This is a genomic window from Streptomyces sp. NPDC007157, from assembly GCF_040634235.1.
Lineage (GTDB): Bacteria > Actinomycetota > Actinomycetes > Streptomycetales > Streptomycetaceae > Streptomyces.
In genome coordinates this window covers 111,594-125,292 of the sequence record NZ_JBEYFE010000001.1, presented here as the reverse complement: position 1 = coordinate 125,292, position 13,699 = coordinate 111,594, and the positions used below count along the sequence as shown (strand labels likewise).

Below are 13,699 nucleotides of genomic sequence, written 5' to 3'. Positions count from 1 at the left end.
AAGCGCGGCCGGCTGCAGCGCCCCTTCAGGGGCACGGGGAATTGCGTGATCAGCCACAACGAAACCCGCAGCCGACCACCTCGATCACCGGAACTACTCCAGCAGCTCCGCGTACGACCCCATGGCCAGCGCGATGTCCGCCTGGGCCCAGAACCGGTGATACGTGAACACCGGCGCGGCCCCGCCCGCCAGATAGCTCTCGATCTTCGACCAAGCCGGGTCGTCCTGGTAGAAGGACCGCAGCGAGGCGAACGTGGACGACGAGTTGATCGTGTCGCCGTCAGGCATCTTCCCGGACCACCCGCTCGGCACGTACACGCTGTCGTCGAAGCGGCTGTAGTCGGCCCGCGTCTCCGGTACCGCGATCCCCAGGCTGTCCTGGTAGTTGGCCCACATGCCGTCGAGCAGCGCCTTGGCCGTCGACTTCGCCGTCGCGTTGCCGGACTTGGCGGCGTAGTAGGTCAACGTCTTGGCGTACGCGGCCGCCACGCCCACGTCGTTCGTGTAGTCGGCGACGGTGACGTGAAGTCCGCTGTTCGATCCGGGACTTGAGGCGTTCCAGGTGTCGGGCTGGCCCGACCACTGGAGCGTCGAGGGGATCTGGTAGGTGCCGTCCGGGTTGATCGTGGTCCTGGACAGCGCCCACGCCACCCACTTGTCGAGGATCGCCTTGGCCGTGGCGTTCCCGGTCTGCTGGTAGTACTCGGCGACCCGCTCCATCGACCAGGCCTGGAAGCCGAACCACTGGTTGGACGGCGGGTCGTGGTAGACCGGCTCCCAGTCGTAGTACATGCCGTAGAACGTCGACGTACCGGCCGGCGGACTCGCGTACCGGCCCTGCCAGCTGTTCGTCGCACCGCCCGCGATGGCGCCCTCGGAGGACTGCAGCCAGCGGTAGAACTCCAGCTGCCGGGTCAGGGACGTGCCCCAGTCCGTCGCCCCGGTCGCCGACTTGGGCTTCAGGTCGGCGTTCGAGCTGAGCGCGTACGCGGCCAGCGGGTTCTGGTAGCCGCCGTGCACATGGCTGGAGCCGATCCGCCACGCCCAGCCCGCACTGGTGTCGGTCGCCCCGCCCCAGGCGTAGTACCAGGACAGCAGGTAGTCCGACGCGTCCTTGCCGGTGCCGGCCGGGCAGGTCGACGGGCCGACACAGTTGCCGATCTTCTTGAAGTACTTGTCGTACATGGCGTAGCGCAGATAGTCGCCCATCTTCGCCGCCTTGCCGACGGTGGCGGAGACGTCGGCGCCCTTGCCCTGCGCCTTCGCCCACACGTCCGCCCAGTACGCGGCCTGCACCGCACGCGCGTCGGCGTCCGGGGCGTCCGTGTACTTCCACTGCTTGGCGTAGGACGAGTCACCGGTGAACAGGTCCAGGTACCCGTTCGTGCCGCCGTACTTGAAGGCGTCGCAGGTCGGCTGCGGAACCGTCTCCCACACCGACTCCTGCACGCCGCGCTGGAAGGTGTTGATGTACGACGGCCCGTCGGCCGTCGGGCCCGCCTCGCAGCCGCCGCCCGGAGTGTCTCCGTAGCCGTAGACGTTGTCGACGTCCTCCAGCCAGTGCATGCCGTAGACGTCGTCCGTGCCGTAGGCGGTCTTCAGTTCGGCGGCGATCGGGTCCGAGCCCACCGACACCGAGGTGTCCAGTTTCGCCGGGTACTCGTTCGGGGTGTCCAGTTCCGGGGCGTAGGTGGCCGGTTTGGACGCGTTGTAGAAGGAGTTCGTCGGCTGGTCGGCGTGGGTCGGGATCATGTACTTCTCCATGAGCGCCCACGCGCCGTTGAACTTGGACCAGTCACCGGTGACCTTGCCGTACATGGCCTGCAGCCAGAGAAGGTAACTGTAGGCCTCCGACGTGGTCTCATGACCCTGGTCCGGGGCCTCGACGATCAGCGTCTCGACCGAGTGGTACGGGATGCCCTCGGGGGAGAAGTAGCCGTTCGCCGGGTTGGTGATCTTCCCGTAGAGGTCCAGGAAGCGTGCGTCGTACGCCTTCGACGCGGCCAGCTCCGTCACGGTGACCGCGGCGCTCGTGTAGCCGGTCGCGGACGCGGTGAAGGTCGCGGTGCCGGTGCCGGCGGAGTCCGCGGCGACGGTCACCTTCTGCGCGGTGCTCCAGTTGGACGGGGTGAAGGTCAGCGACGTTCCGTCGCTCACCGACAGCCCGGTGTTCCCGGCCGTCCGGGCCACCGACACCGTCACGTTGCCGCTCGGCTGCTTGGACAGGCTCACCCCGAAAGTGCCCGTCGCGCCCTGCTGGATGCCCAGTTGGGTCGGCGAGGCGACCACGGCGGGACCGGCGGCGACCGTGATGCCGACCGGCGTCGAGGAGGCGGACGCGCCCAGGCTGTCGTACGCCTTCGCCACCAGCGAGTGGCTGCCCACGGTCAGACCGGTGACCGAGAGCGAGTACGGCGACGAGGTGTCCGTCCCCAGCAGGGTGGTGTCGTCATAGAACTCGATCTTGCTGATCGTCGCGCCGTCGGCCGCCGCGGCGGTCGCCGCCAGCGGCACCGCGTCGCCCTGTGTGTAGACCGCGCCCGCGCTCGGGCTGGTCAGCACGGCGACCGGCGGCTGGTGCGCGCCGGCGCAGGTCGTGCCGTTGACCGCGAATCCGGTGGGCGCCGCGTTGCTGCCGGTGTACGAGAACTGGGCGCCCGTCGACACCGCCGCGCCCGCCGCGATCGTGCCGTTGTACGACGCGTTCTGCACGGTGACCGAGGTGCCGGACTGGGACCAGGTGCCGTTCCAGCCGTTCGTCAGCTTCTGGTTGCCCGTGTACGCGTAGGTCAGCGTCCAGCCGTTGATGGCATCGGTGCCGCGGTTGGTGAGGGTCAGGTCGGCGGTGAAGCCGGTGCCCCAGTCGTTGGTCTTGTAGTCGACGCTGCACTGGACCGTCGCCGCGTGGGCGGGAGTCGTGCCGGTGGCGAGCATCGACAGGGGCAGGGCGAGGGCAGCGACGACGGCCGTCCACAACCGTCGTACGGCTCCGCGTCTCCGCCCGGGGTGCGGGGGGTGTGCGGGATGCATGTGCTGGTTCCTCCTTGCGCTTGCGGCTCGGGAAGGAGTCAAGGCTTGAACCAGTGGGAGCGCTCCCATAGTGGAGACGTGACATGGGTCGGTCAAGGCCGTTGAAGAGTCGAAAAGATTCGACGGACGCCGCTGAGGAAAAGTCAGGCAACTCCCCTGTTCTTCGCCGCTACTTGGCGCTACCTTCCTTCGCACCAGTGGGAGCGATTCCGTTCAGTCGACGCGTCCGTCACGACGCGCCCGAGCTGCAAGGAGTCGCTCATGCGACACCCCCCGCGTTCAGTTCTTTTAGCCGTTGCCGGTGCGGTGGCCCTCGTCGGGTCCGCGCTGGTGCCGGTGGTTTCGGCGTCCGGAGCGACGCCGGCGTGCACGGTGCAGTACACGGTCACCGGCCAGTGGGACACCGGCTTCCAGGCCTCCGTGACCATCACCAACAACATGGCGGCCATGAGCGGTTGGAGCCTCGGCTTCGGCTTCGCGAACGGTCAGAAGGTCACCCAGGGCTGGAGCGCCAAGTGGTCCCAGTCCGGTACGACGGTCACCGCCGCGAACGAGAGCTGGAACGGCGTGCTGGCCACCGGCGCCAGTGTCAGCGCCGGGTTCCTCGGCTCCTGGTCGGGGAGCAACGCCGTACCGACGGCGTTCAAGCTCAACGGCACGACCTGCAACGTCGATTCTGAACCCACGCCCACGCCCACTCCGACCCCGACCGGGCCGCCCGGCACCGGCACGGCGCCCGCCCTGCACGTCTTGGGCACCAAGCTCGTGGACGCCGGCGGCACGGCCCACCGGCTGCTCGGTGTGAACCGCTCCGGCGGCGAGTTCATGTGCGTGCAGGGCTACGGGATCTGGGACGGCCCGGTGGACGACGCGGCGATCAAGGCGATCGCCGACTGGAAGGCGAACGCGGTCCGCATCCCGCTCAACGAGGAGTGCTGGCTGGGCCTGTCCAACGTCAAGTCCGAGTACGCGGGCGCCAACTACATCAACGCGGTCAAGGACCTGGTGGCCCGCGTCGAGTCGTTCGGCATGACACCGATCCTCGATCTGCACTGGTCCTACGGCCAGTACACCGGCAACTCGGCCGGCTGCTCCGACGTGCACGCCACCTGCCAGAAGCCGATGCCGGACGCGCAGTACAGCCCGTCCTTCTGGTCCTCGGTGGCCGGTACCTTCAAGGACGACCCGGCGGCGGTGTTCGACCTGTTCAACGAGCCGTACCCGGACCGGGCCACCTCCACCGCCGCCCAGGCCTGGGCCTGCTGGCGGGACGGCGGCACCTGCCCGGGGATCGGGTACGAGGTGGCCGGCATGCAGGATCTGGTGGACGCCGTCCGGTCGGCGGGCGCACAGAACGTCATCATGATCGGCGGGCTCGCGTACTCCAACGACCTCAGCCAGTGGCCGGCGTACCGGCCCACCGACCCGGCCGGCAATCTCGTCGCCGCCTACCACGTCTACAACTTCAACACCTGTGCCAGTGAGAGCTGCTGGAACTCCACCCTCGCCCCGGTCGCGGCCCAGGTGCCGCTGGTCGCCGGGGAGATCGGTGAGAACACCTGCTCGCACGCCTTCGTGGACCAGGTCATGAAGTGGTTCGACGACCGCGGCCTGTCCTACCTGGGCTGGACCTGGAACACCTGGGACTGCTCCTCCGGCCCGTCCCTGATCTCCGACTACAGCGGTACGCCGACGGCGTACGGCACCGGTCTGCGCGACCACCTCCAGGCCGTCAACTCCTAGCCCACCCACCGAAGAAGAAGGAAACCCGCACTCATGAGTCGTACCAGAACAGCGGTACTCGCCGCCCTGGCGCTCGTCGCCGGGGTGTCCGGGCCGGCGGTCGCCGTGACCCCCTCCTCGGAGGCGGCGATCTCCGCGATTCCCTGCACCGTCGACTACAAGATCCAGAACGACTGGGGCGCCGGCTTCACCGCCGCCGTGACCGTCACCAACAACTCGGCGGCGAAGTCGAGTTGGGCGGTGAAATGGTCGTACGCCGGGAACCAGAAGGTGACCAGCTACTGGAACAGCAAGATCACCCAGAGCGGCACCGCCGTCACCGCGGCCAACGAGACCTACAACGGCACCCTGGCGACCGGCGGTTCGGTCAGCTTCGGCTTCAACGGGTCCTACAGCGGCACCAACGCGCTCCCGACCGCTTTCACCCTCGACGGCGTCACCTGCAACGTCGACGACGGCAGCGGCGGGGGCGGCGGAGACGACGGGGGCGGTGGCAGCGGCACCCGTGTCGACAACCCGTACTCCGGCGCCAAGGTGTACGTGAACCCCGAGTGGTCCGCGAAGGCCGCCGCCGAACCGGGCGGCAGCCGGGTCTCCAACCAGCCCACCGGGGTCTGGCTCGACCGCATCGCCGCCATCGCGGGCGTGAACGGCGGCATGGGCCTGCGCGACCACCTCGACGCGGCCCTCGCCCAGAAGGGCAGCGGCGAGGAGGTCGTCCAGCTGGTCGTCTACGACCTGCCCGGACGGGACTGCGCGGCTCTCGCGTCCAACGGCGAGCTCGGCCCGACGGAGATCGACAAGTACAAGACGCAGTTCATCGACCCGATCGCGACGATCCTCGCCGACCCCAAGTACGCCTCGCTGCGGATCGTCACCACCATCGAGATCGACTCGCTGCCCAACCTGGTGACCAACACCGGCAGCCGGGCCACCGCCACCGCCAACTGCGACACCATGCTGGCCAACGGCAACTACGTGAAGGGCGTCGGCTACGCGCTCGCCAAGCTCGGCGCGATCCCGAACGTCTACAACTACCTGGACGCCGGCCACCACGGCTGGATCGGCTGGGACGACAACTTCGCACCGGCGGCCAACGTGTTCAAGCAGGCGGCCACCAGCGAGGGCGCGACCGTCGACGACGTGGCCGGGTTCATCACCAACACGGCCAACTACAGCGCCCTGAAGGAGAACAACTTCACCGTCAACGACACGGTGAACGGCACCTCCGTGCGCCAGTCCAAGTGGGTCGACTGGAACCGGTACGTCGACGAACTGTCCTTCGCCCAGGCCTTCCGCACCCAGCTGGTCTCGGTCGGCTTCAACTCCGGCATCGGCATGCTGATCGACACCTCCCGCAACGGCTGGGGCGGCAGCGCCCGCCCGACCGGCCCCGGCGCGACGACCAGCGTGGACACCTACGTCGACGGCGGCCGCTACGACCGCCGGATCCACATCGGCAACTGGTGCAACCAGTCCGGTGCCGGCCTCGGCGAGCGCCCGCAGGCGAGCCCGGCCACCGGGATCGACGCCTACGTCTGGATGAAGCCTCCGGGCGAGTCCGACGGCTCCAGCACCGCCATCCCGAACGACGAGGGCAAGGGCTTCGACCAGATGTGCGACCCGACGTACACGGGCAACGCCCGCAACGGCAACAGCATGTCCGGCGCCCTGCCGAACGCGCCGCTGTCCGGGCACTGGTTCTCCGCCCAGTTCCAGCAACTGATGACGAACGCCTACCCGCCGCTGTCGTAGGACGGTGACCGTCCGCCGGGGTCAGCCCTGCGCAGAGCCCAGGGCCAGGCCCCGGCGGACCGCGCGTTCGACCGGCGAGTAGGCCCCGTCGGGGCGGTCCAGCTCCAGGGGCGCGTTCAGGTACAGCGGCGGCTGGGCCAGGAAGCGCGGACGGGTGCCGTGGTTCGGCTGGGCGGCATGGACCAGGAACGGGTGGCACAGGTAGACGTCGCCCGGCCGGCCGGTGGCGAGGGCGACCGGGCGGTGCGCGGAGGCCGCCGCCACCTGCGGGCCGAGCTCGCCCAGCGTGGCACCCTCGGCGCCGTACGGCTCCAGGATCCGGGGCACGTCCAGGTGCGAGCCGACCCGGATGCGGGTCGGGGCGTCCTCCTCGGTCACCTCACTGAACAGGAACAGCATCAGCAGGGCGCGCTCCCTGGACCACACGTTGGCGTACCAGTCGGTGGCGCCCTCCGGCATGAAGCTCGTGTCGATGTGCCAGCCCGCGTCGTCCGGCTCCTCCCGGTGCGGGAACCTCAGCGGGAAGGCGCCCAGCGAGTAGCGCGGGTCCCAGCGCCGCTCACCGACCAGCAGGTCGAACGCCTCGTGCAGCACAGGGGAGTTGGGGGCGGCGGCGAAGGGGCCGTCGGCCAGGCCGGCCACCCAGACCACCGGGTCCTTCCAGGTGCCCGGGTCCTCGGGGTCGTACCCCGTCTCCTGCCACAGCCGCCGGGCGCAGCCCTCGGCGACCCGGGGTGCGACGGCCCCCTCGATCCTGACGAAGCCGTCGGTCAGGAAACGCTCCACCAACTCGTCGTCCATCCGCCCATCGTGGCCCGCCGGGCTTGCCGTCCGCATCCTCTTTTTTGCCGCACCGGCAACAGGACTGGCCTCCGGGCGGTGCGTCGGCGCACCCTGGCGGCACCCGGACGAGAGGCTGCTCCCATGGCGCACGATCACCACCACCAGCACACCGACACCCACACGCACGCGCACACCGACATCGACTGGGCCGAGATGGCCCCGCACCTGGAATCGCAGGCCGAGCTGTTCGCGCCGCTCTACGAGAACGCCCTGGGCTGGCTCGGCAAGGAGGTCACCGAGCCGGGGCTGATCGTCGACGTGGGCAGCGGGCCGGGCGTGGTGTCGTGTCTGTTCGCCGAGGCCTTCCCGGGTGCGCGGGTGCTGGCGGTGGACGGCAGCGAACCTCTCCTCGACCGGGCCAGGACCCGCGCCGAGCGGCTCGGTGTGGGAGACCGCTTCGACGTCCTCGCCGGTGAACTCCCGGGCGTCCTGGACAAGCTGGACTTCCCGGCGGACCTCCTGTGGGCCGGACACAGCCTGCACCACCTCGGCGACCAGCGGGCCGCGCTCACCGCCTTCGGCGAGCGGTTGGCCCCCGGCGGCACCCTGGCCATCCTCGAAGGCGGCCTGCCCAGCCGCTTCCTGCCCCGGGACATCGGCATCGGCCGGGCCGGGCTCCAGGCACGGCTGGACGCGCTGCAGGAGGAGTGGTTCGCGCAGATGCGCACCGACCTGCCCGGAGCCGTCGCCGAGCCCGAGGACTGGCCCGCGCTGCTCAACTCCGCCGGCCTCAGGTACGCCCGCAGCCGCAGCTTCCTCATCGACCTGCCCGCCCCGGCCCCCGACCGGGCCCGCGCCTACGTCACCGAGATCCTCTCCCGGCTGCGTGACAGCGTCGGCGCCGCTCTGGACGCCGACGACCGCACCACCCTGGACCGCCTCCTCGACCCGGCCGACCCGGCGAGCGTGCACCGCAGGCCCGACGTGTTCGTCCTCGGCGCCCGCACCGTGCACACGGCCGTACGGCCCGTCTAGCAGCGGCGCGCGTACACACTCACCCGCGCTCCGCGCACGGTCCGCGTCCCCCACTCCTCGAACCGCGCGGCGAGCGCCCTGCGCCTGGCGACCTCACCGGGCGCGGGATCCTGCGGCTGTCCCACCGGATCCCGCAGTACGACGACGCGGTGCGCGGTGAGCAGCCGGGCCCGGATCACGGACGGGCCGGCCTCCGTGCCGCACCGCCCCACCTGCGGGCCTTGACATCGAGAGCGCTCGAAGTGATGGACTCCGGCCGATCACCAACCGCAGGGGGAACCATGAACGACTCTCCGGTCGCGCTCATCACCGGTGGCGGCAGCGGCATCGGTGCCGCCGTCGCACGGCAACTGCTGGACGCGGGCCACCGGGTGGCCGTCACCGGGCGGGGCGCGGAACGGCTGGCGGCCTTCGCCCGCGAACTCGGAGAACCGGCCGGGCTGTTGACCGTCGTGGGGGACACCGCCGAGTACGCCGACGTGCAGGCGGCGGTCGACAGCACGCTCAAGGCGTACGGGCGGCTCGACACCGTCGTCGCCAACGCCGGTTTCGCCACCCACGACACCGTCGCCGACGGCGACCCGGCGGGCTGGGCCGAGATGGTCCTCACCAACGTCCTCGGCCCCGCCCTGCTGATCCGCGCCTCCGTCGACGCCCTGAAGGCGAGCCGGGGGCGGATCGTGCTGGTCGGCAGCGTCGCCGGGTTCGTGAACACGCCCGGCAACCTGTACGGGGCGACCAAGTGGGCGGTCACCGGGCTCGCGGAGAACACCCGCCGCCAGGTGACCGAGTTCGGCATCGGCGTCACGCTGGTCGCGCCGGGCCGGGTGGAGACCCCGTTCTGGGACGCCAACGGCAGCCTGCCGCCCGGCCTGCTGCTGACCGCCGACCAGATCGCCGACTCGGTGGTGTGGGCGATCCGGCAGCCGGCCGGCGTGGACGTCAACACCCTCGTCGTACGCCCGCTGGGGCAGCCCAACTGACGTGCCCCGACGGCCCGGTACCGCGAGGTACCGGGCCGCCCGCCCTCCCCGGGTCAGTTGTTGGCCAGGAACTGCTTCGCCAGCTGGTCGCCGAGGGACACCGCCGCGCTGTGGCTCTCGATGGGGGAGACCTTGGAGTTCTTGAACAGGATGTAGGTGACGCCGGAGTCGGCACCGCCGGTCGCCGGGTCGGGGTCGATGCCGAGCGCCTTGGCGGTGGCGTACGACGCCTCGCCGATGATCTTCGTGGGGCCGGTGTCGCCGACCACCGCGTACTCGACCTTGTTGTTGTAGACGACGGCGACCACGCCGCCGCCCTTTATGCCGGCACCGGAGTAGTTCCAGATGCTGCTGGAGCTGGGCACCACGACGTACGGCAGCGACTCGGCCTTGAGCGGCTTGCCGTCGGACTGGTGGAACGCGGTGTCGTCCTGGTACCAGGGGTCGCGGTCCTCGTTGCAGTTGGTGGTGCGCTGGCCGTCGCAGTCGATGTCCATGTCGGACTTCCAGAACACCGCGCCGTTCTTCCCGCACACGGGGATCGTGGCCGAGGTCTCGTCGTCGGTCTTGTACTTGCCGCTGGAGATCTGGGAGCAGGAGGTCACCTTGGCGAGCAGGTCGGCCGCGCTGACCGAGCCCTCCTGAGCGGACTTCGGGACGGTGGTGCCGGACGCGCTCGCGGGAAGCACTCCGGCGGCCAGCAGTGCGGCCCCGGAGGCCGCGGCGAGGGTCAGTGTTCGGATGCGCACTGTGGGGGGTCCCCTTCTGTTAGGAAAGTTTCCTGACCGGGTGCCGTACAAGGTGGCGCGGGCTGCATGTCCGCGTCAACCCCTGAGTGTGAACTCGGCGAATTGTCATGCATTGCGGGGGAATGGGCCACGGGGAACACTGGTGGGGCAGGGCATTCCGAAGATTTACGCAGGAGCCGTGCGGGGGTTGAGCAGTGGCTCCGGTGGCTCCTGGGAGGCGAGGGGTCATGTTCGTACGCACGGTGTACGCCACCGGCGATCCGGCGCAGATCGAGTCCGCCATCCGGGCGCTGAACAGCGAAGGGCGCAGTCTGCTGGAGGAACGTCCCGAGTACCGGGGTGCGGGCGTCTTCGTCGACCGGGATCTGGGCAAACTGCTCGCGGTGAGCTGGTGGGGCTCCGAGGAGGCCCGGCGCAACAGCGACCAGGTGATGCGCGAGCGGCGTGGGCCGATGCTGGAGCCGTTCGCGGGCACCGTCGCCGTCGAGAACTACGAGGTGGCCGTCTTCCACACGGTGCAGCTGCCGAGGGTGGGCGGCGGGGTGCGGATGACCAGGGTGGAGTTCGACCCGGCCGACACGGACCTGTTCATCGAGACGTTCCGCTCCTCGGGTGTACCCCGCCTGGAGACGCTGCCCGGCTTCGCGCGGTGTGCCCTGTGCGTCGACCGGCAGCGGGGCCGGGGCACGGTCGGCGTGCTCTTCGTCGACCGCGCCTCGATGGCCGCGTCCCGCGGCGGCCAGGCGGCGGCCCGGCGCCAGGACGTCGCCAAGGCGCGCGTGACCGTGGTCGCCCTGGAGGAGTTCGAGGTCGTCCACGCGGACGTGCACACCGTCCAGGCGGACGTGCACGCCGGCTGAGGCGCCCCGCAGTTGAGTCGGGGAACGCGAGCGGCCGTCCCACCGTGACCTCGGTGGGACGGCCGATGTGCGCCGGGCCGCCGCTCAGTCGACGTCGGTTACCCGGCCCATGTGCGCTCGCCCAATGTGCGGTCGGCCCATGTGCGCTCGCCCTATGTGCGGTCGGCCCATGTGCGCTCGCTCCATGTGGGGCCAGCCCATGTGGGCTCAGCCCATGTCGAAGGTGGCCGGGTCCGGGCCGATGCGGCGGTCCTCGTTGAGCGCGCTGATCGCCGCGAGGTCCTCGGTGTCCAGGCTGAAGTCGAACACCTCGATGTTCTCCTTGATCCGGGACGGTGTGACCGACTTCGGGATCACCACGTTGCCCAGCTGGATGTGCCAGCGCAGCACGACCTGGGCCGGGGTGCGGTTGTGCTTCTGTGCGATGGCGACGATCGCCGGCACCTCCAGCAGGCCCTTGCCCTGGCCGAGCGGGGACCAGGCCTCGGTGGCGATGCCCTGCTCGGCGTGGAACTCCCGGGCCGCGTGCTGCTGCAGGTGCGGGTGCAGTTCGATCTGGTTGACCGCCGGGATGACCGACGTCTCCTCGATCAGCCGCTCCAGGTGCTCCGGGAGGAAGTTGGAGACGCCGATCGCCTTGACGAGGCCGTCGGTCAGCAGCTGCTCGAACGCCTTGTAGGAGTCGATGTACTTGCCCCGGGCCGGCAGCGGCCAGTGGATGAGGTACAGGTCCAGGTGGTCCAGACCCAGCTTCGCCAGCGACGCGTCGAAGGCGCGCAGCGTGGCGTCGTACCCCTGGTCGGCGTTCCAGAGCTTGGTGGTGACGAACAAGTCCTCGCGGGGGATACCGGAGGCGGCGATGGCCTTGCCGGTGCCCTCTTCGTTGCCGTAGATCGCCGCTGTGTCGATGCTGCGGTACCCGGCCTCCAGTGCCGTGGCGACGGCCCGCTCGGCCTCGTCGTCCGGCACCTGCCACACACCGAAGCCCAGCTGGGGCATCTCGACGCCGTTGTTGAGGATTTTCGGGGGGACCTTGCTGCTCACGAGCTCTCGATCCTTAGGTTGTCGACAGGTGGTACACCCATCGTCAACGATCATCGGCCGTGATGCATTCCTGAGTCCGGAATCCGCCGGAACCGAGCGGTGAGTCAGCCTCTCGGTACGGAGAATGGCCGGAAATGCATCCGACCTTATGGGTCCGGACCATTGACCGCGGCCCGTTCCTGCCGGGACTCTGGTTCGCACCGTCGGACGTATCGCTGAACCCGGTACAGGGATGTGAACCACCCTGTGGGTTTTCCAGCGGATCCCTGTGAACGCGACTCCCTGTCTGCGCTCTGAGACCCCCAACCTCAGGAAAGCAGGTACGTACCCATGAACGAGACGACCTCGGAAGACCGCCAGGCGGAACCCACCGCTCTGCAGACATCCGATGAAAAGGTCTGGCGAAGCCCTGGTTATCAGGTCGTGGAGACTGCCCTGGAAGTGACCGGCTACGCCCTCGGCGACCGCTGACCCGCACCATGACCGTCACGAGCGTCCACGCCGGGACGACCGCCGGCCCCTGGCCGGTCACGGAGTTCACCGAACGGCTGCGGGCCGTCACCGCCGACCGTTACCACGACCGGCACCCCTTCAACCAGCGCATGCACCGCGGCGAACTGACCCCGACCGAGCTGCGCCGCTGGATCACCAACCGCTTCCACTATCAGCGGCACATCCCCGTCAAGGACGCCCTGATCCTCGCCAAACTGGACCGGCCGGCGCTGCGCCGCTCCTGGCTGCGCCGCGTCCGCGACCACGACGGCGCCGCGGAGGGCGAGGGCGGTATCGAACGCTGGCTGCGCCTCGGTGAGGCGGCCGGCCTCGCCCGTGACCAGTTGTGGGACACCTCCCGGGTGCTGCCCGGGGTGCGCTTCGCGGTCGAGGGGTACGTCACCTTCTGCCGGGTACGCCCCGCGCTGGACGCGGTCGCCGCCTCCCTCACGGAGCTGTCCGCGCCCGGCCTGATGCGCACCCGCATCGCCGCCTTCGAACGCCACTACCCGTGGATCGACCCGGCCGGACTCGCCTACTTCCGCGGCCGCGTCGACCAGGGTGCCCGGGACGGCGAGGAGGCGCTCGCCCTGGTCCTGGGGTGGGCCCGCACCCGTGAGCAGCAGCAGCGCGCCGTCGCCGCGCTCGCCTACAAGTGCGAGGTGCTGTGGGCGCTGCTCGACGCCGTGGACCGAGGGGACACCGCGGGCTGGGGCGGGTCATGACCTGGCGGCCCGCGCTCGCCCGCGCGGTCGTGCTGCGCCACGACCGGGTGCGCGGCACCGACCTGTTGCTGCTGCCCGAGCGGGTGGTCGTCCTGCACGGCCGGGCGGGCGGGGTGCTGCGCCTGTGCGACGGCAGCCGGGCGGTGGCGGACATCGTCACCGAACTGTCCAGGACGTTCCCGAACGCCCCGGTCGCCACCGAAGTTCCCGAGTTCCTCACGGCGTTACGGAGAGAGGGGTGGCTGAAATGACCACGGCCCGCCCGGACAGGGATCCACCTGCGGCGAACACCGCCGAGCGGGGTGCGGGACGGCATCCACCGATCCCGGCCGATCCCGGCGGAAGGCGAGCTTCGCCGCCCCCCGTCGGGCCGGGCGGGGGACACGCTTCGTCGGCTTTCGCCGAGTCGGCCGGAGGGCGGGTCTCGTCGGCTCCCGCCGGGTCGGGTGGCGCGCCGGAGTCACGGACCCCCGTCGAACCCGGCGGAGGATCAGGCTCGC

The 13,699-nt window shown here is 70.2% G+C and carries 13 protein-coding genes; 8 read left to right on the top strand and 5 right to left on the bottom strand.

What is annotated here, in order from left to right; all coding sequences use genetic code 11:
* Positions 1-93 precede the first annotated feature (93 nt).
* A complete protein-coding gene (locus tag ABZ642_RS00580) occupies positions 94-3,030 on the bottom strand; it encodes a glycoside hydrolase family 48 protein (protein WP_360474746.1) in 2,937 nt (978 codons plus the stop codon).
* A 261-nt stretch (positions 3,031-3,291) separates the two neighbouring features.
* Between ABZ642_RS00580 and ABZ642_RS00575 the strand changes: the two genes are divergently transcribed.
* Together ABZ642_RS00575 and ABZ642_RS00570 are read left to right on the top strand one after the other, a co-directional pair.
* The gene (locus ABZ642_RS00575) at positions 3,292-4,773 is read left to right on the top strand and encodes a cellulase family glycosylhydrolase (RefSeq protein WP_360474744.1); all 1,482 of its coding nucleotides are present in this window, start codon (positions 3,292-3,294) and stop codon (positions 4,771-4,773) included.
* Positions 4,774-4,806: 33 nt separating this feature from the next.
* Complete coding sequence (locus ABZ642_RS00570) at positions 4,807-6,528, top strand: glycoside hydrolase family 6 protein (RefSeq protein ID WP_360474741.1); 1,722 nt, start codon at positions 4,807-4,809, stop codon at positions 6,526-6,528.
* A 21-nt stretch (positions 6,529-6,549) separates the two neighbouring features.
* Here ABZ642_RS00570 and ABZ642_RS00565 read toward each other — a convergent pair whose 3' ends face one another.
* Entirely contained in the window at positions 6,550-7,329 is a 780-nt protein-coding gene (locus ABZ642_RS00565; protein ID WP_360474738.1) for a phytanoyl-CoA dioxygenase family protein, read from the bottom strand.
* A gap of 123 nt (positions 7,330-7,452) precedes the next feature.
* Here ABZ642_RS00565 and ABZ642_RS00560 point away from each other — a divergent pair, with 123 nt between their 5' ends.
* Positions 7,453-8,346: a methyltransferase gene (locus tag ABZ642_RS00560; RefSeq protein ID WP_360474735.1), complete on the top strand. Its 894-nt coding sequence runs from the start codon at positions 7,453-7,455 to the stop codon at positions 8,344-8,346.
* Here the strand turns inward: ABZ642_RS00560 and ABZ642_RS00555 are convergent.
* Positions 8,343-8,525, bottom strand: a complete 183-nt coding sequence (locus ABZ642_RS00555) for a hypothetical protein (RefSeq protein WP_360474732.1) — start codon at positions 8,523-8,525, stop codon at positions 8,343-8,345. The two genes, ABZ642_RS00560 and ABZ642_RS00555, sit on opposite strands and share 4 nt — an antisense overlap.
* A gap of 102 nt (positions 8,526-8,627) precedes the next feature.
* Between ABZ642_RS00555 and ABZ642_RS00550 the strand changes: the two genes are divergently transcribed.
* Entirely contained in the window at positions 8,628-9,329 is a 702-nt protein-coding gene (locus ABZ642_RS00550) for an SDR family oxidoreductase (RefSeq protein WP_360474729.1), read from the top strand.
* 53 nt (positions 9,330-9,382) lie between these two features.
* Here the strand turns inward: ABZ642_RS00550 and ABZ642_RS00545 are convergent, their stop codons facing one another.
* Positions 9,383-10,078, bottom strand: coding sequence for a glycoside hydrolase family 75 protein (locus ABZ642_RS00545; RefSeq protein ID WP_360474726.1), 696 nt, complete (start codon positions 10,076-10,078; stop codon positions 9,383-9,385).
* Positions 10,079-10,305: 227 nt separating this feature from the next.
* Between ABZ642_RS00545 and ABZ642_RS00540 the strand changes: the two genes are divergently transcribed.
* On the top strand, positions 10,306-10,938 hold the full coding sequence (locus ABZ642_RS00540; protein WP_360474723.1) for a hypothetical protein: 633 nt from the start codon (positions 10,306-10,308) through the stop codon (positions 10,936-10,938).
* A gap of 207 nt (positions 10,939-11,145) precedes the next feature.
* Here ABZ642_RS00540 and ABZ642_RS00535 read toward each other — a convergent pair whose 3' ends face one another.
* Positions 11,146-11,982: an aldo/keto reductase gene (locus ABZ642_RS00535; RefSeq protein ID WP_360474720.1), complete on the bottom strand. Its 837-nt coding sequence runs from the start codon at positions 11,980-11,982 to the stop codon at positions 11,146-11,148.
* 330 nt (positions 11,983-12,312) lie between these two features.
* Here ABZ642_RS00535 and ABZ642_RS00530 point away from each other — a divergent pair, with 330 nt between their 5' ends.
* Genes ABZ642_RS00530 through pqqD form a run of 3 tightly spaced genes read left to right on the top strand, consistent with a single transcriptional unit; the run spans position 12,313 to position 13,450 of the window.
* Positions 12,313-12,453, top strand: a complete 141-nt coding sequence (locus ABZ642_RS00530; protein ID WP_360474717.1) for a pyrroloquinoline quinone precursor peptide PqqA — start codon at positions 12,313-12,315, stop codon at positions 12,451-12,453.
* Between the two features lie 8 nt (positions 12,454-12,461).
* Positions 12,462-13,199 (top strand): pyrroloquinoline-quinone synthase PqqC, encoded by a 738-nt coding sequence (gene pqqC, locus ABZ642_RS00525; protein WP_360474714.1) that lies wholly within the window; start codon positions 12,462-12,464, stop codon positions 13,197-13,199.
* The gene (gene pqqD / locus ABZ642_RS00520; RefSeq protein ID WP_360474710.1) at positions 13,196-13,450 is read left to right on the top strand and encodes a pyrroloquinoline quinone biosynthesis peptide chaperone PqqD; all 255 of its coding nucleotides are present in this window, start codon (positions 13,196-13,198) and stop codon (positions 13,448-13,450) included. The genes pqqC and pqqD overlap by 4 nt, the downstream gene beginning before the upstream one ends.
* The last annotated feature ends 249 nt before the right edge of the window (positions 13,451-13,699 follow it).